At 47.5% G+C, this 24,471-nt stretch carries 17 protein-coding genes and 1 tRNA gene; 5 read left to right on the forward strand and 13 right to left on the reverse strand.

Annotation, left to right across the window (positions count from 1 at the left end):
• Positions 1-62: 62 nt before the first annotated feature.
• Both MED92_RS12080 and MED92_RS12085 read right to left on the reverse strand, forming a co-directional pair.
• Complete coding sequence (locus tag MED92_RS12080; protein WP_007021832.1) at positions 63-1,358, reverse strand: acetyl-CoA hydrolase/transferase family protein; 1,296 nt, start codon at positions 1,356-1,358, stop codon at positions 63-65.
• A gap of 99 nt (positions 1,359-1,457) precedes the next feature.
• Positions 1,458-2,360, reverse strand: coding sequence for a LysR family transcriptional regulator (locus tag MED92_RS12085; protein WP_007021833.1), 903 nt, complete (start codon positions 2,358-2,360; stop codon positions 1,458-1,460).
• A 113-nt stretch (positions 2,361-2,473) separates the two neighbouring features.
• Between MED92_RS12085 and MED92_RS12090 the strand changes: the two genes are divergently transcribed.
• Positions 2,474-3,196: an SDR family oxidoreductase gene (locus MED92_RS12090; protein WP_007021834.1), complete on the forward strand. Its 723-nt coding sequence runs from the start codon at positions 2,474-2,476 to the stop codon at positions 3,194-3,196.
• A 19-nt stretch (positions 3,197-3,215) separates the two neighbouring features.
• Here MED92_RS12090 and MED92_RS12095 read toward each other — a convergent pair whose 3' ends face one another.
• Positions 3,216-3,584, reverse strand: coding sequence for a thiol-disulfide oxidoreductase DCC family protein (locus tag MED92_RS12095; RefSeq protein WP_007021835.1), 369 nt, complete (start codon positions 3,582-3,584; stop codon positions 3,216-3,218).
• 112 nt (positions 3,585-3,696) lie between these two features.
• Here MED92_RS12095 and MED92_RS12100 point away from each other — a divergent pair, with 112 nt between their 5' ends.
• Together MED92_RS12100 and MED92_RS12105 are read left to right on the forward strand one after the other, a co-directional pair.
• The gene (locus tag MED92_RS12100) at positions 3,697-4,845 is read left to right on the forward strand and encodes a methionine aminotransferase (protein WP_007021836.1); all 1,149 of its coding nucleotides are present in this window, start codon (positions 3,697-3,699) and stop codon (positions 4,843-4,845) included.
• A complete protein-coding gene (locus tag MED92_RS12105) occupies positions 4,833-5,612 on the forward strand; it encodes an amidohydrolase (RefSeq protein ID WP_007021837.1) in 780 nt (259 codons plus the stop codon). Before MED92_RS12100 ends, MED92_RS12105 begins: the two co-directional genes overlap by 13 nt.
• Before the next feature lie 6 nt (positions 5,613-5,618).
• On the opposite strand, the gene MED92_RS12110 is transcribed toward MED92_RS12105, so the two are convergent.
• Complete coding sequence (locus tag MED92_RS12110; RefSeq protein WP_007021838.1) at positions 5,619-7,826, reverse strand: putative bifunctional diguanylate cyclase/phosphodiesterase; 2,208 nt, start codon at positions 7,824-7,826, stop codon at positions 5,619-5,621.
• A gap of 229 nt (positions 7,827-8,055) precedes the next feature.
• On the opposite strand from MED92_RS12110, the gene MED92_RS12115 reads away from it, so the two are divergent.
• Positions 8,056-8,131 (forward strand) — tRNA-Thr (locus MED92_RS12115).
• A 14-nt stretch (positions 8,132-8,145) separates the two neighbouring features.
• On the opposite strand, the gene MED92_RS18635 is transcribed toward MED92_RS12115, so the two are convergent.
• The 7 genes from MED92_RS18635 to MED92_RS12150 all read right to left on the reverse strand — a co-directional run bounded on the left by MED92_RS18635 (position 8,146) and on the right by MED92_RS12150 (position 18,843).
• On the reverse strand, positions 8,146-8,556 hold the full coding sequence (locus tag MED92_RS18635; protein WP_007021839.1) for an arsenate reductase/protein-tyrosine-phosphatase family protein: 411 nt from the start codon (positions 8,554-8,556) through the stop codon (positions 8,146-8,148).
• Positions 8,557-8,681: 125 nt separating this feature from the next.
• A complete protein-coding gene (locus MED92_RS12125) occupies positions 8,682-10,565 on the reverse strand; it encodes a methyl-accepting chemotaxis protein (RefSeq protein WP_007021840.1) in 1,884 nt (627 codons plus the stop codon).
• Between the two features lie 173 nt (positions 10,566-10,738).
• A complete protein-coding gene (locus MED92_RS18640; protein ID WP_007021841.1) occupies positions 10,739-13,717 on the reverse strand; it encodes a bifunctional diguanylate cyclase/phosphodiesterase in 2,979 nt (992 codons plus the stop codon).
• Positions 13,718-13,924: 207 nt separating this feature from the next.
• On the reverse strand, positions 13,925-14,917 hold the full coding sequence (locus tag MED92_RS18645; RefSeq protein ID WP_007021842.1) for a diguanylate cyclase: 993 nt from the start codon (positions 14,915-14,917) through the stop codon (positions 13,925-13,927).
• Positions 14,918-15,021: 104 nt separating this feature from the next.
• A complete protein-coding gene (rfaC, locus tag MED92_RS12140) occupies positions 15,022-16,032 on the reverse strand; it encodes a lipopolysaccharide heptosyltransferase RfaC (RefSeq protein ID WP_007021843.1) in 1,011 nt (336 codons plus the stop codon).
• Positions 16,025-17,053: a lipopolysaccharide heptosyltransferase II gene (gene waaF, locus MED92_RS12145; protein ID WP_007021844.1), complete on the reverse strand. Its 1,029-nt coding sequence runs from the start codon at positions 17,051-17,053 to the stop codon at positions 16,025-16,027. Before waaF ends, rfaC begins: the two co-directional genes overlap by 8 nt.
• Positions 17,050-18,843, reverse strand: a complete 1,794-nt coding sequence (locus MED92_RS12150; RefSeq protein WP_007021845.1) for a phosphoethanolamine transferase — start codon at positions 18,841-18,843, stop codon at positions 17,050-17,052. The genes waaF and MED92_RS12150 overlap by 4 nt, the downstream gene beginning before the upstream one ends.
• A gap of 210 nt (positions 18,844-19,053) precedes the next feature.
• Between MED92_RS12150 and MED92_RS12155 the strand changes: the two genes are divergently transcribed.
• Positions 19,054-20,103 (forward strand): branched-chain amino acid aminotransferase, encoded by a 1,050-nt coding sequence (locus MED92_RS12155; RefSeq protein ID WP_272941716.1) that lies wholly within the window; start codon positions 19,054-19,056, stop codon positions 20,101-20,103.
• Positions 20,104-20,159: 56 nt separating this feature from the next.
• On the opposite strand, the gene glnE is transcribed toward MED92_RS12155, so the two are convergent.
• A complete protein-coding gene (gene glnE, locus MED92_RS12160) occupies positions 20,160-23,054 on the reverse strand; it encodes a bifunctional [glutamate--ammonia ligase]-adenylyl-L-tyrosine phosphorylase/[glutamate--ammonia-ligase] adenylyltransferase (protein WP_007021847.1) in 2,895 nt (964 codons plus the stop codon).
• 72 nt (positions 23,055-23,126) lie between these two features.
• Entirely contained in the window at positions 23,127-24,245 is a 1,119-nt protein-coding gene (locus tag MED92_RS18650) for a CYTH domain-containing protein (protein WP_007021848.1), read from the reverse strand.
• Between the last annotated feature and the right edge of the window lie 226 nt (positions 24,246-24,471).

A 24,471-nucleotide genomic window follows, 5' to 3' on the forward strand; every position in this document is an offset into this window, starting at 1 on the left:
AAAGACTTGTTCTTTTACAGACAATCTTTTTAAGCGAATGTTGCATAGCTGATTGAGGTTCCTTAGTTAAAGCGCAAATGCAGTTTCTCAAATGCTTCCTGGTTCAATGCTTCGCGGAAATCAGGGTGGGCGATTTCGATTAGGTTTTTGGCCCGCTCACGCAGGCTGCTTCCGCGCAGATCGACGACCCCATATTCAGTGGCAATATAATGCACATGAGCACGTGAGGTGACGACCCCCGCGCCATCTGAAAGCGTCGTTGTAATACGGGAAACTTTTCCTTTAGCTGCAGTGGATGGCAGGGCAATGACGCCTCGCCCACCTTCGGAAAGTGAAGCTCCACGTACAAAGTCGACTTGCCCGCCAAAACCGGAGTAGATTTTAGTACCCATGGAGTCAGCTGAAACCTGGCCGCTCAGATCGATCTGTAGAGCGCTGTTAATAGACATGGCTTGGGGGTTGCGGCGGATACTGCGCATATCGTTTACATATTCGGTATCCAAAAAACGGACCGCCGGATTATCATCGACAAAGTCATACAGTGCCTGGCTACCAATGACAAAGCTGGTGACGATTTTACCCGGGTGGTTTTTCTTGTAAGCGCCCGTGATCACGCCTTTTTCCACCAAAGGAAGCAGCCCGTCGGAGAACATTTCCGTGTGGACTCCAAGGTCTTTTCGATCCCCTAAGCAAGCCAGAACGGCATCGGGAATCGCGCCTATACCTGTCTGAATACAGTCGCGATCTTCAACCAGTGCAGCAACATTTTCGCCAATGGCTTGGTAGACATCATTTTGTTCAGCGGGTGCATGCAAACTCAATTCGGCAGCTTCTTCATAAACCGTATGGAAACGGTTATAGGCAATCACTCCATCACCATGGGTACGTGGCATTTTAGGATTGATATGGGCAATGATCTTGCCCGCTTTTTCTAGCGCAGCATTGGTTGCTTCAACAGAGATACCTAAAGAACAGTTTCCGTGCCTGTCAGGTGGGCTCACCTGAATAATGGCAGTATCGACCGCTTGGGCGCCACTGCGAATAAGTTTAGGCACTTCAGCCAGAAGCATGGGTACATAATCTGCATCGCCACGCTGTACAGCCTTACGGGTGACCGCGCTTACGAAATAGCAGCGACAGCGTAAGTGTCCTTGAAGTTCGGGTGCGACCATCATCGCAGCACCTTCGCCTTCGGTATGTAGTTGTAACAAGGTTAGATTGCGACGTGTTAACGCATGTTTAGCCAGGCCTTTGAGTAAAAGATCCGGCGTGGCCGCCATGTTATGTGTCCAGATCGCTTCATTATCCTTAATAGAGGAAACCGCATCTTCAGGGCTATGGGCAATGCGTGGGGACATAGGGTCTGATCCTTAGAATAAATACATCGTTAGGGGGTTATAGCCTTTTACCGATTAAAAAGACAGGGAGGAAGGGTTCAGATCAACTGACAGAAACACTTATTCCGCTAAGAGATGCTGATATCTCTCTGGAAAGTTATCCACAAGCCAGTCCATCAGAAGTTTAACTCTGTCCAGTTGATGACGTGCTGGTGGGCAAACCAGAGATAAAGGGGTCGTGATGCTCCATTCTTCCAGGATCTCTTCAAGTGCGCCGCTACGTATAGCCGGCTGCACGTAGATATCAGCGAGCCGGGCAACGCCTAAACCTGACTTAGCAGCATCCAGCATGACCCGACCATTGGGGATCTTAAAGCCTTGTTTAAAGCTGATCTGACACTGTTCTTGGTCTTTGTTAAAGGTCCAGTCAGTAACGCTACCGCAGATCATTGGTATGCCTGAGATATCCAGTGGATGTCTGATTGGCTTTTGTCGCTGAATAAATTCCGGACTGGCCACATAGCAGGTTTTAATCTGATGCAGTCTGCGTGCGATCAGGCTGGAGTCGGGGAGGTCGCCCATGCGCAGCACCAAGTCGTAATCATCTTTTAACAGATCGACCCTACGGCTGGAGAAATCCAGCTCAACACAGATGTCAGGATAGTGTTTTTGAAATTCAATAAGCAAAGGAGCGATCACCGATTCGCCGATTAGCCCGCCCACACTGTTCATCTTAATTGTGCCGCTGATGATCTGTTTGTGAGCCACTGCCCATTCCTGTGCGGCATCTAACTGAGCAACGGCTGCTTCACAGCGTTGCAAATAGCCTTCACCCACTTCCGTGAGACGGATAGAACGCGTCGTTCGATAGAGCAACTGAAGGTTCAAGGTTTTTTCTAATTGGGAGACCTGTTGGCTTAAACTGGCTTTTGAGGTGCCGGTTTCCTCGGCGGCTAAGGTGAAGCTTCCACATTTGGCAACGGCAAGAAATGAGCGGATTCCGCTCCAGTAATGATCGTTCATTATTTTCAAACAATGTTTTTGGATTGTGTGTATTTATCATAATAGTTCTTTTCACGAAAATATCTCCACTGGCTGCAGCTAATGACTAATGAATTGATCGGGAGATATTGAAGATGAATAAACCTCTGGTAGTGATAACCGGTGCCAGTTCCGGTATTGGCGCGGCAACGGCAAAGCATTTTAATAATGCAGGTTTCCCTCTGTTACTGTTGGCTAGACGTATTGAACAGCTGGAAGGGATGAATCTGGAAAACACTTTGTGCCGTCAGGTAGACGTGACTAACCCCGAGGCACTACAGGCTGCGATTACTGAAGCGGAAGCCATTTATGGTGCGACCGATGCGATTATCAATAATGCAGGTTGTATGTTGCTCGGACAGCTGCATGACCAGGCCCCGAGTGAATGGCAGCAGATGTTTGCCGTTAATGTTCAGGGGGTCTTGCATGGCATCGGCGCGGTTCTTCCTGCAATGAAACAGCGTAAAGCGGGCACGATTATCAATATTAGCTCGATCGCTGGGCGAAAAACCTTCCCTAACCATGCGGCTTATTGTGGTACTAAATTCGCAGTTCATGCCATGAGTGAAAATCTTCGTGAAGAGGTCGCAAATGATGGTGTGCGGGTCGTGACCATTGCACCAGGAGCGGTTGAAACAGAGCTGCTATCACATACCACTTGTGATGAGATTAAGCAGGGCTATAGCGAGTGGAAAGAGGAGATGGGTGGCGCGATTCAGGCCGACGATGTAGCTGCCGCTATTTTATACGCCTATCAGCAGCCTCAAAATGTATGTATCCGCGAGATTGTGATTGCAGCAACCCGACAGGAACCCTGATTTTTAAAAGGTGGGTGGGTTATAGCCTGCCCTCCTTTTTTAGGCGCCGTTTCACCATCCAGTGGTATAGGGCAGCAGCGACAGGTTTAATAGCAGGTAGGCCAATCAACCAACCAATGAGCCTGTATTGAGGAATTCGCGCCATCAATACCTGATAGGCATCCAGTTCTGAGCGTATTTCGCCGTTATGATCGCGGATATGCAGTTCTAATAGTGCTGCTTTAGGATCGACTCCCAAGGCTTTTAGCTCTTCTTCTTTACCCGTGATATCAAACCAAATAACGTCTCCTTCGTTTGAGTCTAATCGCTCATAGTTCAAGCGGTCATCTACACAGCGAGGGCAGGCGCCATCGTAGAAAACAGTAATTTTGTGTTCAGACGTAGGCACGGCTTTTATCCTGACGAGAATGGTTTTCTAAAGTTTAGATTAGCTCGTGGGTGTCAGGTTGTAGAAAAAAATAGATAATGGTCTTTAAATGCCCATGTTCCATGGAGATAAAATGGACTACCCCTCTAGCAAACTTCCCTCGGTTGGCCTGACTATCTTTTCGCAGATGACCGCATTGGCTAACCAGCAAAAAGCGATCAACCTGTCGCAAGGCTTTCCTGACTTTGATGGGCCTAAGCCGCTTTTAGATGCGGTAGGCCGTTTTATTGCTGAGGGTAAGAATCAGTATGCACCGATGGCGGGTTTACCTGAACTCTGTCAGGCTGTCTCTGATAAAGTGTTTCGTTGTTACGGGCGAAAGCTGGAAGCCGAATCTGAAGTCACGATCACTTCCGGCGCAACCGAAGCCATTTTTGCAGCGATTAGTGCCACAGTGAATGCTGGGGATGAGGTGATCGTATTTGATCCCGCCTATGATAGTTATGAGCCTGCAGTGACACTGAACGGCGGAACAACCGTTCACATACCACTATTACCCCCACAATTTGCGATTGATTTCCAGCGGTTGCAGGATGCGATCACGCTCCGTACGCGGATGATTATTTTTAATTCACCGCACAACCCAACCGGGAGTGTGATGAGTAGTGAGGACCTTCTTCAGCTGGAACAGTTGCTGGAAGGCACCAATATCCTGCTGTTGTCCGACGAAGTCTATGAACACATTATTTTTGATAACCAGGTTCATCAGAGTTTTAATCGAAGCCCTATGTTGGCCGAGCGAAGTTTTATCGTATCTTCATTCGGGAAAACTTATCATGTCACGGGTTGGAAAGTGGGGTATTGCGTAGCGCCTGAAGCGCTGATGAAAGAGTTTCGTAAGGTACATCAATATCTGACGTTTAGTACCTCGACACCGATGCAGGCAGCAATCGCCGAGTACATGCAATCGGATGCAGAACATGATCAGAACCTACCGGTCTTTTATCAGCAAAAACGTGATCTGATGAACGAACGGCTCTCATCGAGCCGCTTTGGCATCATGCCATCACCTGGAACCTATTTTCAGTTGTTAGATTACACAGCAATCAGTGACCTTTCAGATCAGGAATTTGTCCTGTGGTTATTAAAAGAAGCTGGGGTTGCCACCATACCTCTGTCGCCCTTTTATAAAGATGGCACCCAAACGGGGATGGTTCGTCTGTGTTTTGCTAAGAGTAGCGATACCCTGGAAAAAGCAGCGGAGCAGTTATGCAGAATTTAAGAGTATCTCTGATCCAATCTGATCTGGAATGGCAGGATGCTGAAAAGAATCTTGAACATTTAGGCGAGAAGATAGCGTCTTTAAAGGGAACGACCGATCTTATTGTTTTACCCGAAATGTTTAATTCCGGGTTTAGTATGCAACCTGAGCGAGTGGCTGAAAAAGAGGGGGGGATAACTTGTCAGTGGCTTCTGGATCAGGCAGCGGCTTCAGATGCTGCAATCTGCGGAAGCCTCGCTATTGAGACTGAGCAAGGGTTTGCAAACCGCTTTATGTTTGTTACTCCGGATGGCCAGCAAAGGTTTTATGATAAACGCCACTTGTTTCGTATGGGTAGCGAACATGAGCATTATACGCAGGGGCATGAGCGGTTAGTCTTTGAGTACAAGGGCTGGCGTATTCTGCCGCAGATCTGTTACGACCTGCGCTTCCCGGTTTGGAGCCGTAATCGCAACGATTATGATCTGGTCGTCTATGTAGCTAACTGGCCTGCACCAAGGCGAAAAGCCTGGCGAACCTTGCTGCATGCCCGGGCAATAGAAAACCAGTGTTACTGTGTTGGTGTGAATCGCGTTGGTTCAGACGGCAACGGACTCGATTACTCTGGTGACAGTTTGCTGGTGGATTATCTGGGTGAACCGGTTATTGACCATGCTATCGATAAAGTATTTGTAGAAACGGCTCAGCTAAATGGAGAGGCGCTTAACGCTTTTCGTGAAAAGTTCCCCGCCTGGCGAGATGCCGATCAATTTCAGATCAGTCCCTAAGTGGTTTTACTTTACCTGGGCAGGGAAGGCCTGCTTCAGGTAAAGGATAAAGTCGCTTGCATTCAAGGGGCGAGAAAAATAATAACCCTGAATATGACGGCAACCCAATGACTCAATAATCTGCAGTTGCTTTTCATCCTCAACCCCTTCGGCAATGCACTTCATACCTAGTATGCGAGCCATCTCAATAATCGTTTTAACTAACTGATAGTCGTCCGCTGTCGAGGTGATATCAGTAATGAAGGAGCGATCTATCTTCAGGAAGTCGAAAGGAAATTTTTTCAGATAGGATAAAGAAGAATAGCCGGTACCAAAGTCATCCAGCGCTAGATTGAAACCGAAATCTTTCAGCGAAGTCAGGAGCCTTATGGCGAGCTCTGGGTCTTTGAGCATAAAGCTTTCAGTGAGTTCGATAGTAATGAGCTCGGCTGGTATCCCCATTTCTTTGGACAGGTTCAGAATAAAATCTTGCTGGGCTGTTTGTTCCAGATACTCAACCGGGGATCGATTGATAGAGATTTCAATCGGTTCGATGAGTGCAGAGTTGATCTCGCGTAACTCAGACAGTGCACGTTTAACGATCAAATAGCTTAACGGATGGATCAGCCCGGAATGTTCAGCGACCTTAATAAACTCACAAGGTGTTATTGGGCCTAGTTCATCATCCGTCCAGCGGGCAAGGGCTTCGCAACGGCTGACGCGACCTGTGGCGATATCAACAATGGGCTGATAATGCAGTTCAATCCGTTCTTGTTCGATGGCATCGGCCAGTTTAAGGCGGATTTTCTGATGCCGTTCTGCTGCGGTACGAAGCCTGGGGGTAAATACCGCATAGCATGCACCACCGTTTTTCTTCGCTTCATATAATGCCTGGTCTGCACACTTAAAGAGCTCCTGACTATTATCCGCATCATGGGGAAATAAACTGAGTCCGATTGAGGTTGAGCAGCGTAAGCGCAGGCCTTGTAGTTCAAAGACCTGATTGAAGGCTCCGACCAGAGATTGGGTCAACGTGTGAATAACACTTTTGTCCGCATACTCGGCGAATATAGCAAACTCATCTCCGCCTAACCTTGCTAGCAGGTAGCTGTCCGGTAAAAGGTCATCAATCCTTTTTGCCATCAACATCAATAATGCGTCACCTGTGCTGTGGCCCTGAATATCATTGATACTTTTGAAATCATCCATATCCAGCATGATGAAAGCAGCGGAGTTGTTGCGGGATTGAACACTAGTAAGCAGGGATTCCAGCCTCAGATTAAATTCATACCGGTTTAGCAAACCGGTAAGTGAGTCATGAGTGGCCTGGAACCTGATCAGCTTTTCCGCTTGTTTCTCTGCTGTGATATCACGATGAATAGCAACATAATGCTTTGCTACATTCAGTTCATCAGGAATCGTGGTGATTGAAGTGGAAACCGGGTAGGTGGTTCCATCCTTGTGCTGGTTCCACAGCTCACCTCGCCAGAAACCTTCTTTAACCAACGAATGCCATAATTTATCAGCGAGCCGTTTTTCTTGCTGGCCTGCACTAAGCCTTCTTGGGTTACTGCCTTTGAGTTCGTTGAGCGAGAAGCCGGACATCTCTTCCAAAGCTTTATTAACATAAAGTATTTCATTGTCGGCGTTGGTGATGATGATGCCGTCCTTCGAAAAATCGTAGACCTTTTGTGCGATCTGTAGCCGGTCGTTTTTTTCCTGAAGGAGAGATATCTCGTTTTTTAACAGGTGTTCGTATTTGATGCGTTCCAGTTCTCGTGAAGCTCGGGTCGAGAAGTTTAAGAAATACCGTTTAATCTCCCTGGCATCCTGCTCTGGAATAGGGACGGTGAACAGTGCAGTTAGGATGCCGATAACCTCATTATTATCGTCTTTGAGGACAATGCCTAAATAACCTTCAATTGAGAGGTCTTTAAGGAATTCATCTTCCGAATAGATATCGGCAACACCGCTTAGGATGCAAGCCTCTTCAGAGCAGCGAAGATCTTCACAGGGTGTGCCTGACAGGTTGTACCTGATCGCGGGGTAAAACTCGCCTTTACCATAGAAAGCGACAGTTTCGGCTTCATGTGCGCCATCCAGAATTCTGGCTACATAGGTATAATCAGCATTGATCAACTCCAGGAGTTTTTTGACCAATACATTGAAATATCCTTCACCACAAAGCTCGCTGAGTTCATCCGCACTGAACGTTAAGCTCTCTTGTATGGACACCTGGAGTGGGCACCTCAGTAAACAGATTAGAGAATCTTTTCATTGTCTAATGAATATAGGTGACAGGTCGAGGACTTGCGAATAATCAGCTTTATCTGGATTAAGAGGTAGTTCGGAGCACGTTGTTGTAGAAATAATATACAGCTCGAAAATAATAGGCAGATAAGGGTAAAAAAATCTTGATTAAACGAATCAAACTGCCTATTATTCGCGTCCTCTTCTGAGATGTGCCGGTATAGCTCAGTTGGTAGAGCAACTGACTTGTAATCAGTAGGTCCCGAGTTCGACTCTTGGTGCCGGCACCACTTTCTCCTTTTATCTAAATCAGATTCTTAGCTAAAAACATTAGCCTAAGTCGCTCTGATAGTTCAATTTCCAGATGCTTTAACGATTCCATATTATCTGGATGTTGGAAGTCCCAGCGTATATGCGCAGTATCTGTGGATAATTCTGGTAAGGCCTGGTGGGTCTTGTCACAGAGAGTAATAATCAGGTCAAAGTCATGGCCTTCCATCTCCTGCAACGATGTTGTGCTTAACGCACTGGATTGGGTGGAATATCCTCCTGCCCATTCTTGAATAAAATCAGGTACAGGTTGAGGCTCAACTCCAGCACTCAGCGCCTGAACTTTTCCATGGCTAATGGAATTGGCTAGTACTTCAGCGACTTGGGAACGAACCGCATTGTGGCGGCAAACAAATAGCAGTTTCATAGGTTGTAAATTCGACATACGGTTTCTTCATGATTCAGATCAGCCCTGAGTATAGAGCATGACGAAGGTGAGTGAGCTTACATAGATCAAGTACAGAAAGAAAAAGGGCCCATATGGGCCCGGAAGAAAAGGTTAGCAGAGTGTTAGTAGCTGAACTTACGAGTCATTTCTCCCATATTTTCCGCACTGCCTTTGAGGTTGTCAGCAGAGGTCACAATCGCATTCGATGCACAGCTATTTTGCTCAATACCTTGAGCTATCTGATCCATGCTTGAAGCCATCTCGCGGGTCGTTGTCGCGACCTCATCAATGGCGCCGGTGATCTCGGTACTGGTACTTAGCGCCTGTTGTGTTTGTTGCTCTATTCGTTCTACCGCGCGCTGAGCTTCACCACCCTGCTGCTTTACTTCATCGATGCTTTTGGTGCTTTGGTTCATCACGTCTATTACCGAGCGGGTTTGCTGCTGGATTGCCCTGACAGTATCTGTGATATCTCCTGTGGCTTTGACCGTGCTTTCGGCCAGGGTGCGGACTTCATCTGCCACGACAGAAAATCCACGTCCCGCTTCACCTGCGCGGGCCGCTTCGATTGCTGCATTCAGTGCAAGTAAGTTGGTCTGATCGGCCAGATCATTGATGATCAGGAGTACCTTGTCGATCTCTTCTGAGTGCTGCTGTAGCTGTTGTAGTTGCATGGATGACGCTTCTACAACTCTTGCCGTTTCGCTCAGGGCAGTCATTGCATAGCTGATAATGGTGCCGCCATCGACGGCGGCCTGATGGGCATTCTGGCTGTCCGTTTGGAGGCTCTGTACCCTGTGTGCCACCTGCTCAGTGGTTGCACTGATCTGCTCGGTAGCGCTAGCCAGGTGATTAGATTGATCCGATACCTGACTGTTATTCGACGCAATTGTCTGGATCGCTTGAGAAAGCTCTTCACTTTGCAATTGCAGTTCGGACTGACTTTGTGCGACCTGACGGATCACCTGGCGCAGGTCGTCCGTCATTGTATTAACCGCTTTGGAAACCTGATCGAACTCGTCTGCTTTATTTTCAGAGATCTTGAGACTGGTGGTTAGGTCGCCTGAAGCAATCTTATTGACCTGTTGAACGATGCTTTTCAATGTCAGGCCAGCTGATACGCCAATTTTGGCTAGGATTGCACTAATGGCCAGCGCCAAAATGACGCTCACTAAGATAATTGTCCAGCGAGTATCCGCAGTAGCCGCTTCGGCTTGATCGCGAGCTTTGCTTAAAAGCTCAGTTTTCAGGTAACGCTGTGTATTGGTGATATGAGCTTTGAATGTTGTACGGGCTTTATTCAGTGCGAGATAACTGGATGCTCTGTTTTCTGCAGCGACAATCAGCTTCTGAGTTTGGGCCTGATAGGTTTCTATTGAAGGGCCAAAGGTGTCATAAAATTCTGCATCTTTAACTTCATAAATCACCGTTTCCAATTGCTTACTCAGCTTATCAGCGGCTTCCTGGCTGGGAGATATCAGGTATTCCTTTTCCAATTGGCGGGTAACAATGAATGGCTGAAGCAACATACTGAAAACGGACAGTTTATCTTCAAGATCGGCGGCGGCTTCATTGAGGGGTTTTAGTACCCCGGATTCACCATTAAAGCCGAGAGCCCGCTGAGCGGAGAGTTGAGCACTGAGTGCGTTTATATACTGAGTAAAGAAGCTTGAACTCTGCTCCAGCATTTCTGCAAGCTTAGGATCAGTAGTCAGCACTGATTTTTCGGATAGTCCCTGCTTAAACGATGCGGACATCGTTTTTAATTCTTTATCAAATGCACTGGCATTCGTTTCAGTCATCTGGGACAGGGCGCTTTCCGCAGTCAAAAGCTCCAGCTGAAGAGTGGATAAAAGGTCGCTGGTTTCGGTCAGGTTGGAAACGCGCTTGGCGGAATTATTTTGTTCGCTTAGGTTGCTTAATGATACAAAGCCGAGATAGGCAATACTGACCAGCGTGAGCAGGACCACAAAGATCAGCTTCTGCTTGAAGGTTACTTGCAACATTGATGGACTCGCTTTTTATTTTTGTTATTGGTTCTAGGATAGCTTATAGCGACAATATGGTATATTGGTAAGACCAATTAGTATAAGCAATGTATAAACTTATACTTTGGTGGCAAGTGTTGTCAATATTTTGTACAGCTTGAAGATCGGTATTTTTCGGAAATAGGGGGGGATTACGGAGCAAGCTCAAAGCTAAATTCATTGGCTGGAACAGGCTTGCCCATATAGAAACCTTGTAACCGATCACATCTCAAACCACGCAGGTAGTTATACTGCTCAGCGGTTTCAATACCCTCGGCGGTTACGCTTAACCCCAGTTGGTGAGCCATAGCGATTGTCGCTGTAACCAGTATGGCGGAATCAGAGTTGTCCGGCAGCTCTTTGATAAATGAGCGGTCTATTTTCAGGTTATTAAAGGGGAACTTTTTCAGATAGTTTAATGAAGAGTACCCTGTACCAAAGTCATCCATAGACAGGTTAATACCCATGTCAGTAATCAGCTGAAGTGTGTTGTTTAGCTCGGGGCTGGCTTCAATTAGCAGACCTTCGGTCACTTCAATATTAAGATGGTGTGGGTGAAGTCCGCTGCTTTCTAAGGCTGATGTAAGGTCACGTAACAGATCATTGCCTTTGAACTGTCTTGGCGAGACATTGACCGAAATAAATACATCTTCCTGTCCGTCATCTACCCACCGTTTAGCCTGCTGGCAGGCTTGTTCCAGCACCCAGCGACCGATCGGGATGATAAGCCCTGACTGCTCAGTATGTGGAATAAACTCAACAGGAGAAACCTGGCCCAAGACCGGAGAGGTCCAACGGATCAGCGCTTCAGCTCCCTGCACCTTGGGCTGGCCTTTGACGTTGCAGATGAGAGGCTGGAAAACCAGATTGAACTCTCTGTTTTGTAGTGCTTCCCTGAGACTGTTGTCGAGTGCCAGCTTGCGGGTGGCGATGTCATTCATCTCCTGGGTGTAGTAATGGAAGCGATTTCTACCGTCATGTTTTGCTTTATACATGCCGATATCTGCAGCGCGTAGCAGATCGCTGTAGTTATTAGCATCATCAGGGTAGATAGAGATCCCGATACTGGCGGTTACAATCAGCTGCTTGTTCTCAATGCTGAAAGGGTTTGAAAATTGCTGAAGAATTTTTTCAGCTACGATCTCAGAATCGGTCGGGTCAGCAATATCTTCCTGGATAATAATGAACTCATCGCCGCCATGGCGAGCGAGCGTGTGCTGTTTCTCAATACAGCTAACAAAACGGCGGGTAGCTTGCTGTAAAAGTTGATCGCCAACTTCATGACCCATGCTGTCATTGACCTTTTTGAAACCATCCAGGTCGATAAACATCAGGGCTAATTTACCATCATGTTTGTCAGCGTTTCGTATGGCTTGCTCCGCCCGGTCTTTTGCCAGAAAGCGGTTTGGAATATGAGTGAGCAGGTCAAACTGGGCCTGATAAAGAATATGTTCTTCTTGCTCTTTATAGCGGCTGATATCTCTTATCGACAGGACAATAAACAAGCCATCATCAAACTGCATGCTGGCGGTTGTTATCTCTGCGGGAAATAGGGTGCCGTCAGCCCGTTCAAGTGATAACTCCAGAGCCGCCGCGGTATCTGGGTGGTTGTTTATGGCAGTAAGTGATTGCTCGGAAAAAAGCTCTGAAAGATCAGATTCCAACAGATCCTCACGACGTTGACCAAACAGTTCACAGAGTGACTGGTTAACATCGATTATTTTGTTTTCGCTGTAGATCAGGAGCCCTTCCGCTACCAGATCGGATAGTTGTCGGAAACGATCCTCGCTGGCCATTAATCTTTTTTGATATTCGATCCTGCGGGTAATATCCCTGAATGAAGCGGCACGGGCTTTCTGTCCGTTCCATAAAACAGCTTTACCGTTCACAGTTACAGGGATAGCCGTACCATCCCGGGTTATCACGGTTGCCTGATAAGGTGTTTCTGATTGAGTACGTACCTTCTCCATTGCAACAGGAAGGCTTTCAGCAGAAAAGAAGTCATCCGGCTTGAGTTGGAGTAGCTCAGTATGGGTATAGCCAAACATCTTCTCTGCTTGCTTATTAACATCCACTATCCCTTCACTGTTATGGATAAAGATAGCTTCTGAGCTTACTTTGTCGAAGTTCTGCAAGCGGTGTTCGCTGCGTTCCAGATCTTTTTGTTGCTGCGCATTGGAACGCAGCGTTTCAACCAGCCTGCTATAAAGTTGCTTTACAGCGAACAGGGTCAGCAGGAAAAGAATGATGATAATTGAAAGCGCCGCGATTCCCTGATTAGGGTGCTCCATACTTGTTATATGTTCAGTCCGGTAAAGGTAAGTGATACTCCAGCCGGGAAGCTGAGAGACTGAAACTTGTTCGAGCAGGTGGTTTTGAGCGCTTGGCCCAGAGACGTTGTTATCACTATCGACGGTAAAGCCCAGGGATTCGGGTGCCTGGTCACCGAATTGACGAGACTCGGCAATTTTCTTGAGGCGCTGGGGGCTGAGTTTGAACAGAGACTTATAGAGCCAATCCGGTTGGTTTGAAGCAAATACAATACCGTTAGGATCTACCAGTGATGCGAAGCCAGTGACTTCAGCGAAACGTTGTTCTATAGGGGCAGGCAGAAACTTAATAACAGCAACGCCGACAATTTTATTATGTGCTGAAATAATAGGGCTGCTGAAATAGATGCCTCGTTTTTTTGTTGTCACTCCCAATGCGAGATGGATGCTCGATTCTCCCCAGATCGCTTGTTTAAAGTAAGGCCGGAAGCCGTAGTTATTGCCAACGATTGATGTTTCCGGAGGACGGCTATCAGCAACCGCGTCACCTTTGACATTCATTATGTAGCAGAGAGAAGCATTGAGCGTTTTGCAGTAACGGTTGAGAAGTAAACGCGCTTCGAAAAGGTCTTTCGGTTCGTCATTTCCGATTAGTAAGGGGGAATTTCTTAACAGAGTCTCCCCGGCTAACAGCTCAACGGCATCCACCCGGTTACTAATAAACTCATTGGTATGAGTTGAGAGAAGGCTGGTTATATTGCTGCCGTGGATGCGGGCTTCAGCCTCGCTCTCGGACAACAGGTTAAGGTAGATCGCACCGCCACCTAAAGCCACTAATAATAGAGGCAAGATAACAAGCATCAATAGCCCACGGTAAGTGCTAGGTGTGTTAGTTGATGAAGGCGGTGTGTTTTTCAACAAGGCGAACCCGTCTAAATTATTGAATGTTTATATTTTAATTTACTGCAGCGTTTATAGATATGTATAGCAGACAAAATCTTCTATCGCTGTGCGAAATAAGTATTGGCTAATCAATAAGATAGTTTATTGACTGCCCGTTAAAGAGAATTAAATAACTTCGCAGTACTTTTGGATTATCTCTTGTAATTGTTCTTCACTAGGATCAACAGAGCATAGTTCACGGTGCTGCAATAGCTTGCTGGCATCAACACTGACACAGAGATTACGCCCTCTGGCTTTGGCTTCGTAGAGCGCGACATCTGCCCGCTTTAGAGAACCTTCGGTGTTGCAATGAGGGCATAGTTGAGTAATACCGAAAGATGCGGTTACTGCTAAAGGACCGAATTCGCTCTCAATCGGGGAGGTGCTTAGTTTTTTTCTAACCCTTTCTATAGTGTTTGTTGCATCTTTAATGGTCATATCTGGTAGCACGAAGAGAAATTCTTCACCGCCAAACCTTGCCACTGAATCGTAACGACGGATCGCGCTGTTAAATACTGAAGCAACGTGTTCCAGTACTTTATCTCCGAGATCATGTCCGTATCGGTCATTGAATGCTTTAAAGCGATCAATGTCTGCCATTGCTATCGCGCAAACTGTGTCTTTTGTTTTCTCCATACGCTGCTTCTCGTGGGCGAGTATGGAATGGATGCTGCGTCGGTTCATCAGTTTGGTTGTTGGGTCAAACTGGTGGGTCGAGATGACAGAAAACTCCAATAGCTCTAGTACAGCATTGAAAAACTGACGTTGAGTATCGAGAAACGAGGCATAGAGCGACTCATCCAGAGGATGCCCCAGATCCAGCGAATAGATCAGCTCACTTCCCTTCAGGTGTAACTTAACATGGAGTTGATTAATCTGATCGAAGATGGGTGAATCAAACTCCTCCTCGGCCATGATGTTTGCCAGCCACAAACCAAAATGACAATGTCTGTGCCCATCTTCAGCGATAAAGGAATGCTCTTTAATAGGTGTACGCGTTGCTATCGCAAGGTTAATACGTTGCAACCATATATGGTGTTCGGCTAGGGAGCTTTTGATATCTTCTGAGAGGAGTATAAATTCCTCATGATCTATCCGCTCCAAAAGCGATTCGAGCATAACTGCGACTTCTCATCTGCCCTCGGCCCTGAGGAATCTCCTAGTTACATCCTAGATCGCTAATGTAGGGGGGTAAAGAATTCACCGTCTTCTTTTGACCTATATTAATTTTTTAGTAACTTTTCAAGATTGGTAAAGACAATCTCAGGTGTCAGAGGTGCAAAAATAGCCGGTTCTATCTGCCCAGAAACGGGGGGGTAGCCTTTTGCTTCCAGGCAGAGTTGATCTTTGCCATAGCCGCCAACCAGGCCCGGATCTGTTGGGCCAAACAAGATGACATTAGGGCGATCAAGCGCAGCTGCAAGGTGAGATAACCCGGTATCAACTGAAACACAGCCACTAGCAGATGAGAGTATTTGAGCAACCTCTGCAAGGGTCAGCTTTGGAAGTACTTGTGCATTTTCGTGAACTTTAGCGAGTCGCTCGGCGCGTTCTCTCTCTGCAGGGTTACCCCAGGGGAGCTTAATCTGCCATCCAGACTCGCTCGCTTTTTTGATAAGTTCCTGCCAATAGACTTCAGGCCAGTGTTTATCAAAGCGAGTGGTACTGTGTTGAAAAACCAGATATGGCTGCTCAGACGGGTTTGTATCCTGGAAGTGAGCCTGTACGGCAAAGTCCCCTTTTGCATCTGGTAAGGCATAGCCAAGTGCCTTGGCAAATAGCTGGCGGGTTCGCTCTACAGCATGCTGCTGTTTCGCAACAGGAACCGGATGGTCAAAGAACTTTGCAGCCAGCGGTTCACGGGCTGAGTTTTTGTCCTGTCCGTAGCTAGGACCTTTAGCCAGGCGAGTCACTAAAAAGGCACTTTTAATCAGCCCTTGTGCATCAATCACGGCATCATATTTGGTTGATTGAAGTGCAGCTTTGTAGGCTTTCCACTCAGCTCGGGTCTGGCTGCTAAGCAGTGACTTTCTCCAGCGCCGGATAGCGACTGGTATGACTTTATCCACAGCCGGGTGCCAGGCAGGAATCTCTTTAAAGCCCTCTTCAACAACCCAATCAAAACGAATGCCGGGTATGGCATGCATGGCATCGGTCAGCGCGGGAAGGGTATGGATCACATCGCCTAGAGATGAGGTTTTAACAATCAGTACTTTCATTGCCTGCTTACTCATCCCCTAACCACTTTTCGGCTGTGCTATAGGCCATCTCTGGTGAGATATCGATCAGACTTTGATGATAGCCCTGGTCAGCGTCCCCTTTGCGGATTTTATGAAAACCTTCAATAAGCCTGATAATCTCGGCTTTTGCTGACAGAGGTGGCGTAAAGCCAGGACTGGTTGGACCATAAAGGGCAACCAGGGGTGTTCCTACGGCTGCAGCTATATGCATTAATCCAGAATCATTGCTCACGGCTAGTTTACACGCAGCAATCAGATCGATTGCCTGTGGAAGTGAAGTTTCGCCCGCAAGATTATAGCACTGATCTTTTTCATGATCTGAAAGCTGGTCGATAATCTGTGCGCAGGCAGCGCGGTCTTTTTGTGAACCAAATAACCAGATCGAATAGCCATCGGCGATTAGCATTTGCGCAAGCTTGGCGTAGTGGTAGTCGGGCCAGCGCTTTGCCGGACCAAATTCGGCACCTGGGCAGAAAGCGATGCTTTTCTGGTTCTGCAAAGAGAACTGATCAATGGCTTTTGCTTGTTCTTCTGCTTTTACTTCAAGCTGAGGGAACAGAATCTGTTCTTTTTGCAGGGCTGCTTGCTCAGGTGGATAAGCCAGGGCTACATAGCGCTGCACCATGAGTGGAAACGCTTCTTTATCCAGAGGGCGTATGTCATTTAACAAACCATAGCGCATCTCACCCCGCCACCCTGTACGCATCGGAATTTTTGCAAACCAGGGAATCAGTGCCGACTTCAATGAGTTGGGCAGGACAAATGCTTGCTCATAGCTCTGTTGGGAGAGCTCCCTACCGATCTCTTTTCGTACACCCCATTGCAAGCTTCCATGCCCAACGGGCATCGCTATGGAGTTATTGATCTCTGGCATCCGGGCTAAAACCGGGCGACACCAGTCCGGCGCCAGGACATCAATCTCTCGTTCAGGTTGAGCTTGTTTCAGATGCCGATAGAGTGATTGGCTCATCAGCATATCGCCTACCCATGAGGGGCCAATAATTAACGTCTTCATTGGCTATGCTCCTCAGACTTCAACTGCGCTGAATCCGGATTTAACCGCCGTTCAAAGAAAGCTCTGTATTCGGGTTGCAGCTCTGCATAGGGCTTGATGGTTTTACCGTCCTGAAAGGTAACACTCTGACGATCAAAGTCGACGTGGATATAACTCATATCTGGGAACATCAGTACAGCATTAGGTTCATTGTGCAGTGTTTTCATATAAGCCGATACAACGCGTAATCGGTCCTGTTCAATGGGTTCTAAAAGGTTGGCGCCATTGATCTCAGATACGGGGCTTATCTGCATCAGTTCAAGAATGGTGGCAAAGATATCCGCCTGACTAACCGGGCTTTGCAGGTTTGCCTTTAACCGGTTTAGTGCTGATTTAGGTGGGAAAACCATTAATGAGTTATGGATAACCCCTGAACCATATCCACGGTTGAAGTGGGTTTTGGTTTGCGAGATATCCTGACCATGGTCAGATGAATAAAAGATCCAGGCCTCGGGATCTAAGTTTCTGACATGGTTCACCAACCCTTCAAGATAGAGGTCGGTATAGAGTACGGTATTGTCGTAGGCATTGATTCCGTTCGGCTCTGTTTCCGGTAGGAATTGTTTGATGTAATCCGGAGAGTGGGTGTTATACGGGTAATGACTCCCGTTCATTTGCGCGACGAGCATCATAGGTGCGGATTGAGGCTGGCTTAACGCTTGATCAAGATATGGGAAAATACCTTTCTCTAATACCTTCATGTCATCAGCACCCTCTGAAACAGATACTGAAGCGCTAAAGTCTGGTCCGCTTCGGTAAAAATCCAGATCCTGATCGACGAACATCTGATCGATATTGCGCCACTGGAAGTCCTGGGCTGTGATGAAGGCGGTTTGATAGCCCGCTGCCTTTGCGTAATTGAATATGGTAGGGCTGCTATAGATAACCCCATATGGGTCAATACCCTGAAGGCCTGTGAGCATATAAGGGACTGAGCTCAGTGTACGGGTGCCAATGCTCACTGCGTTGCGATAGAGCAGCATCTCTTCACGGTCCAGCATTTTCTGTAGACGCGGGGTGGTTTGGCGCTCGTAACCATAGATACCGAGATTCTGTACATTCAGTGATTCGCCCACCACAAAGACAATATTTGGCGCATCAGGGGCAGGCTTTTGTGCTGGAACCTGGGGTTTTTCAGTCAGTTTGTCTTCAAAGGCATGTCGTTCGATCAGCCCGGGAAAAACACCGGCGTAAGCGACTGAACTAAATTGGAATTTGTTTATACCGTACCAACTGAAGGTGACGAGTAAAAATAACAACGTCGCCAGGATGCCACTGCCGAGCCGGAGCCACCAGCGTGGTTTGAGATCAAGACGGAATAGCAACAGTAGTAGGGGGAGCTCAATGGCCAATAAAATCAGGGGCTTGAGAATGATGGCATTGTCCAGCCAAAGCTCCAGAGTTAGCAAAGGGTCAGCTGCGACAAAGCGCAGATCGAAAACAGAGACAAAACCGCCGTAAACGGCAAAGTATGATTGCTGGGCAATCTGAGTTCCAAGAATAAAAAAGAGAAAGACGGAACGTATGACCGCGCTCTTCGTTGGAGCAAGAATCAGCATTAGCAGGAACAGTGCTCCCAGGCTGAAACTATAATTCACCCAAAAGCGCTTACCCTCTAGATTCTCGAGTAGCCAACTAATATCCCTCACCAGCACCAGATCCAGCAGGGCCAGGCAGATAAAGATAAAAATAAACGTGAGTTTTGGGGCAGCTTTTCCTTTCTGCACCATGGTAGCAAATACTTTTTCCATTGCGTCCGAATGAATCTCTTATCCCTTAACTTCTCATCGATGAATTGCTGAAGCTGGAGAAGTCTGTCTGGGCTTAGGCAAAGGGTGGAATCATACTATAAAAGGGCCAGATTCGCCTCAATTAACTCGGTTCTTCGTATAATGGGAATTCCAATTTTTCTGCGTGGCGATTAGAATATCAGCCTTTGTATTTTTTCAATCAATTCATTTTTGCCCACGCCCGGTTCTGGGTTTGTCGGCACACAGAAGAAGGAAGGTATCATGGCTACTGCATTCGGCTCCGTTTTTATGCCTGAAATGTCAATCACCTGGTTTGACGGTTCTAGCTGGAGTGCGGTCGAAATGGTCCCTAGTGACAGCATTAGTATGCACCCGGGTGCCCATGTGTTGCACTATTCCAGCACCTGCTTTGAAGGTTTGAAAGCATTCCGTCATGAAGATGGTTCGGTAAAGATTTTCCGTATTGATCGTAACGTTTCGCGTATGGCACAGAGTGCTCGCTTGCTAGCACTGCCAGAGCTGGATGAAGAGTTCATGACGAAAATGATTCTGGATACGGTGACGCGTTTTAAGTCGGACGTTCCAGCGCCTCCGGGTTCTATGTATATTCGTCCAACACTGTTTGGTACTGAACCGGCGATTGGTAAAGCGGCGGCTCCTTCTGAAACCGCTTGCTTCTATGTACTGCTATCCCCGGTAGGTGACTATTTTGCTGGTGGTGATCGTGCATTACGTTTGCTGGTCGATGATCAGGGCCTGCGTTGCGCACCCCACAACGGTATGATCAAAAGCGGTGGTAACTATGCAAGTGCGCTGCTGCCAACGATGCGTGCGAAAGAGAAATATAACGTAGATCAGGTTCTGTTCTGCCCGAACGGTGATGTTCAGGAGACAGGTGCGGCAAACTTCCTGCTTATTGACGGTGATGAAGTAATCACTCGCGATCTGGATGAAAGCTTCCTGCACGGTGTGACTCGTGATTCTGTTCTGCAGATTGCCCGTGACAACGGGTTGAAAGTATCAGAGCGCCGTCTGACTGTTGAAGAGCTTCTGGAACGTGCTGCAAAACCTGGTTGTGAAGCGGCTCTGTCCGGTACTGCGGCCGTTCTGGCACCTGTAGGAACATTGGTTTACGGCGATAAAGAGTATACCGTTGGCGATGGTGGTATTGGTGAAACTACCCTGAAGCTGCGTAAAGCCCTGAATGACATTCAGTGGGGTAAAGCGGAAGATAAGCACGGTTGGCTGACTGACGTTTAATCGGCTTTAACCTTAAAAAAAGCAGGCCTAGGCCTGCTTTTTTTATGCCTGGGATATTACTGCATCGTCTTTTCCCAGATGCAGGCAACAGCCTGACGCATATCTTTCATCTCAGAATCTGAAATTGTATTTGAACGTTCCTGCAAGGTTTGCCTGTGTCCTACCGCCCGGTAGGCTTTATAGGCTTCGCGCAGTGTTTCAGCTTCTTCAGAACTAATGAGCTCAGTTCGTTCAGCCGCATCGAGAATTCGAATGTTGTCGGTAAACTCATAGAGCTCAGGGTACTGCTGAGCATTTAGTAGCGTTAAGTACTGTACCAGGAACTCGATATCCACAATTCCACCGCGATCATGCTTGAGATGGAAAACCGGATTCTCTTCGTTACTACTGTTTTTACTGCCCAGATGCGAGCGCATCTTCTCGCGCATCTCTGCCACTTCTTCCAGTAGCTTTCCTTTTTCCCTCGGCAGAGAAAGGATCTGCGCGCGTACCTCTTCGAAGCGTTGCTGCAGTTGGGTATCGCCAGCAACCATGCGGGCACGAACCAATGCCTGGTGTTCCCATGTCCAGGCCTCTTTGTTCTGGTAATCAGAGAAGGATTTCAATGAACTTACCAATAGTCCGGAGTTGCCGGAAGGGCGCAGGCGCATATCCACTTCATAGAGTTGCCCGGAGGTTGTGAAGGTATTGAGGATATGGATGATCTTCTGTCCAAGACGGGTAAAGAAAACCGAATTAGCTATCTGCTTGTCGCCATCGGTAAACAGGTTAGGATCGGAATCATGGATAAATACCAGATCTAAATCGGATCCATAAGAGAGCTCAATCCCCCCCATCTTGCCATAACCCAACACGATAAAGTCAGGATTGCACGGCACACCTGCTGATTTCTGCGGAGATCCATGCTTCTCAGTCATGATCTTCCAGGCGATATCCACAACTGCTTCGAGAATAACCTCAGCTGTCCAGGTGAGGTAATCGCTGACTTTCATCAAAGGAAGAGCGCCTGTTATTTCAGAGGCTGCAACTTTTAGCGAATGGGCGTTTTTAAAGTAACGCAAGCAGTCCATCAACTGTTCGGTATCTTCTTCCGGGATACGCAGCAACTGCTGTCGGAGTTCACTATTTAACTGCTCTTTATTGGGTGGTGAGTACAGCGAGTTCGGATCAATCAGTTCATCCAGCAAGATCGGTTGCTTAGTGAGCTTTTCCGAGAACCAGTTTGAAGCGGAGCAAAGTTTCACTAACTGTTGCGATGCAACGGGGTTCTCGGCCAGCAGCACTAAATAGGCTGAACGGCGCAGGATCGCTTGAATTAACTGAAGGACCCGTCCAAGGGTCTCCGTCGAATTTTCAACCTGAGATGTCTCGCGCAATAGAATAGGCAGAACCGCAAGAAGTCTTTCCTGAGCGATTTGCTGCAACATCTTAACCGTGCGGGACTGACGTAAAGAATCGATGAGCTCCCATGCTTTAGCTGCATCGTCAAAGCCCTGTTCATTAAGAATCTCAACCGCGTGCTCTTCTTCCAGATCATCATTCCATAGCGACAACCAGGTTTGATCTTCGCAGCCTTGTTCATCTTGCTCGCTTTCCTCACTAGGTGCGATCAGGTCAGCAAAATGGATACGGACATTATTACGATAGTTTTCCAGGCTCTCGGTAAAGCCTTCCCAGCTATCAAAGCCCATACTGTAGGCAAGGCGAAGTTGTTCCTGTTCGTCTATCGGGAGCTCCTGAGTCTGCTTATCAGCCACCGCCTGGATAGCATGCTCTGCATTGCGCAAGAATTCATAAGCTTCCATTAGTTCATCGGATGCCTGTTGAGGCATCCCTACGGCCTCAGGTAGAACAGGGAGTACTTTGCATAGTTCTCTTTGTTGCAAGCGTGCGTCACGGCCACCTCGTAATAACTGGAAAACCTGTGCGATAAACTCGACTTCCCGAATGCCGCCGGAGCCAAGCTTAACGTTATTGTTTAAACCCTTGCGACGGACTTCGCGGTTGATCATCTCTTTCATCTCACGAAGAGAGTCAAAAGCGCTGAAGTCGATATATTTACGGTAAACGAAAGGGCGCAGGATCTGCATGAGCTCGGCGCCGGCTTCCTGATCACCTGCCATGACTCGAGCTTTGATCATGGCATAGCGTTCCCACTCGCGACCATGCTCCTGGTAGTAACCCTCCATTGCATCAAAACTGATGACCAGCGGTCCAGCCGAGCCGAAGGGGCGCAGGCGCATATCGACACGGAACACAAACCCGTCGATGGTGGTGTTATCCAGTGCCTGGATGAGTTTCTTACCCAGGCGGATAAAGAAATCCTGGTTATCCAGGCATTTTTTACTGCCCTCTGTTTCACCGTTTTCCGGATAAACAAAGATCAGATCAATATCAGACGATAGATTGAGCTCATTCGCGCCTAGTTTACCCATCCCCAGGACAACCATACGTTGCGGCTTGCGAGAGTGGCGGCCGGTAGGTGTGCCCCAGCGTTCACATGCCTGATCGTAGAGCCAGTTCATGGTCTGTTCTACACAGGCATCGGCAAGCCAAGATAATTCACGCGTTGTGTTGCGCATGTCACTGGCACGGGTCAGATCACGAAAGATCAGGCGGGTTTGTTCCCTTTGGCGAAATTTACGTACCGCCTGGTGCAGCTGCTCTTCGGTTTCAACAACGGAGAGAAGGTTGTTCAGGCTTTCCTGATACTGATTGTCATGGTAACTGGAGTAGAGATCGCCACTGTTCAGTAGTGAAGGGAGTATTTCAGGGGAGCGACCAAACTGTTCTGCAACAAAATTACTACCGGTGAGTACGCGGCTTAGGTCCTCAGCAAACTGTTCCGGGATATTGTCTAAGGTTTCCAGTACAGAGCTAACTTGTTCCCAGTTATGTTTTAGTATTGGATGCAGCGCTGATGGCAGGTTGTTTAAGTTGGCTTGCAGCATAGTTGAGGCTTCTCCTGAAACGAATCCTTCTAGTTTAACAATGGAGATCAGGGCGAACCCTGATGCTTGTCATTATTCCTTTATAGGGCTTAGTGCAATTTCCTGGTGTTGCTCGTTCCAGCGGTCGCGCCAGGGTTGTTCGATTAACTGATCAGAGATGAGCAATGCAAGAATCCCCGGTTCAGCGGTTTGTAGCAGAACTTCCATTCTTGCAGCAGCTTTACTTTCATGCTTTTTCAGCCATTCGCTGTCTTCAATGCCTGAGAGGGTCTTAACCCGGGTCCAGGCATTAATATCGCGAATTTGGCGGATGAGCTTTGTCAGAAGTTGCTCTATCTCACCATCGGGCTCAGCAGGAATCACATCACTGAAGGTTTCAAAAAGCGCACCTGTATTTCGCAATGAATCCAGGGCCAGAGGAATATAGTCCCAGTTTTTTGTGAAGCGCCAGGCTTCAAAGTAACGTGGCCATAGCGTCAACTCAGTGACCAGTAGCTGGCAAAACGCTTGCTCTAAAGTGGTTTCTTCATCAAAAACTGCTTCGGGGCGCTTAACCTGATATTTCTCAGTTGAAAGAAGTCGGTAACCGCGTTCGGCTTTGCTGATATCACTGATATAGAGAGGAACATGTCGCGCGAGCTGCAAAGCAACTTTTACTAACTCGCTGGCTTCCCCTTCCAGTAACTCAAGCTCCAGTTCACAAAGAGGATCTTCGAGCCCCGCTGCTGTCACTGTGCCTTCATCAAGGGCGATCTCAGCCTTTAGAGGGTTCCCCTGGCTATCCAGAGTATCCAGTATCCAAAGGGTACGGTTAAAATTGGTGCTGAAAACAGGGGCAATCCTTTTTTGTAGTTCACTGTCTTCAAGCGCCTTTGGCCATTCAGCCTCTGATAGCAGGTTATAATTCAGCTCTTCTGAATCGAGTAGCCATTCCCACTCTTTTCGGCTGTGCATGCCCGCTTCACTAGAACCGCTGGTTTTTAATGTCTGAATCAGCTGATCACCTTTTTGGCGGATACGCAGGGCAACGCGATGTTCGGTGAGTTTCTGGTCAGGCGTGTCGAAGTAGGTATTACCTAACTGTTGTTGCCCTAATTCCCGGATCTGTTCAGAGCGGAACAGGGGCTGTTGTTTTAAAGAGCCTACATGATGAGGGCTGAGGGTTAGTTTAAGCTCGACTTCCAATGCCATTTATTTCTTGTCTCTACTCTAGCTTGAAGCTCAGACTCTTTTAAGTGGTCTTTATGGCTTCCAGGGTTGTTCTGTATCTGTCTTAGTCTATATCAGACTACACCTGGGTAAAATGGAGCTGGAATCATAAACGGGTGACTGAGTTAGATAATTTTACTCGGATAGTTACTCAGCCTATTTTTATTACTCCTGACACTTTGCTTCTGCGTTGTTTTACTCACTTGAC

Origin of the sequence: Neptuniibacter caesariensis (genome assembly GCF_000153345.1) — a bacterium.
Classification (GTDB): Bacteria; Pseudomonadota; Gammaproteobacteria; order Pseudomonadales; family Balneatricaceae; genus Neptuniibacter; species Neptuniibacter caesariensis.

Coding starts and splice junctions, on each gene's coding strand:
- MED92_RS18645 (WP_007021842.1), bottom strand. CDS start 14,917: ATGCTCGAATCGCTTTTGGAGCGGATAGATCATGAGGAATTTATACTC.
- MED92_RS12085 (WP_007021833.1), bottom strand. CDS start 2,360: ATGAACGATCATTACTGGAGCGGAATCCGCTCATTTCTTGCCGTTGCC.
- MED92_RS12100 (WP_007021836.1), top strand. CDS start 3,697: ATGGACTACCCCTCTAGCAAACTTCCCTCGGTTGGCCTGACTATCTTT.
- MED92_RS12090 (WP_007021834.1), top strand. CDS start 2,474: ATGAATAAACCTCTGGTAGTGATAACCGGTGCCAGTTCCGGTATTGGC.
- waaF (WP_007021844.1), bottom strand. CDS start 17,053: ATGAAGACGTTAATTATTGGCCCCTCATGGGTAGGCGATATGCTGATG.
- MED92_RS12105 (WP_007021837.1), top strand. CDS start 4,833: ATGCAGAATTTAAGAGTATCTCTGATCCAATCTGATCTGGAATGGCAG.
- MED92_RS18650 (WP_007021848.1), bottom strand. CDS start 24,245: ATGGCATTGGAAGTCGAGCTTAAACTAACCCTCAGCCCTCATCATGTA.
- glnE (WP_007021847.1), bottom strand. CDS start 23,054: ATGCTGCAAGCCAACTTAAACAACCTGCCATCAGCGCTGCATCCAATA.
- MED92_RS18635 (WP_007021839.1), bottom strand. CDS start 8,556: ATGTCGAATTTACAACCTATGAAACTGCTATTTGTTTGCCGCCACAAT.
- MED92_RS18640 (WP_007021841.1), bottom strand. CDS start 13,717: ATGCTTGTTATCTTGCCTCTATTATTAGTGGCTTTAGGTGGCGGTGCG.
- MED92_RS12080 (WP_007021832.1), bottom strand. CDS start 1,358: ATGTCCCCACGCATTGCCCATAGCCCTGAAGATGCGGTTTCCTCTATT.
- MED92_RS12125 (WP_007021840.1), bottom strand. CDS start 10,565: ATGTTGCAAGTAACCTTCAAGCAGAAGCTGATCTTTGTGGTCCTGCTC.
- MED92_RS12150 (WP_007021845.1), bottom strand. CDS start 18,843: ATGGAAAAAGTATTTGCTACCATGGTGCAGAAAGGAAAAGCTGCCCCA.
- rfaC (WP_007021843.1), bottom strand. CDS start 16,032: ATGAGTAAGCAGGCAATGAAAGTACTGATTGTTAAAACCTCATCTCTA.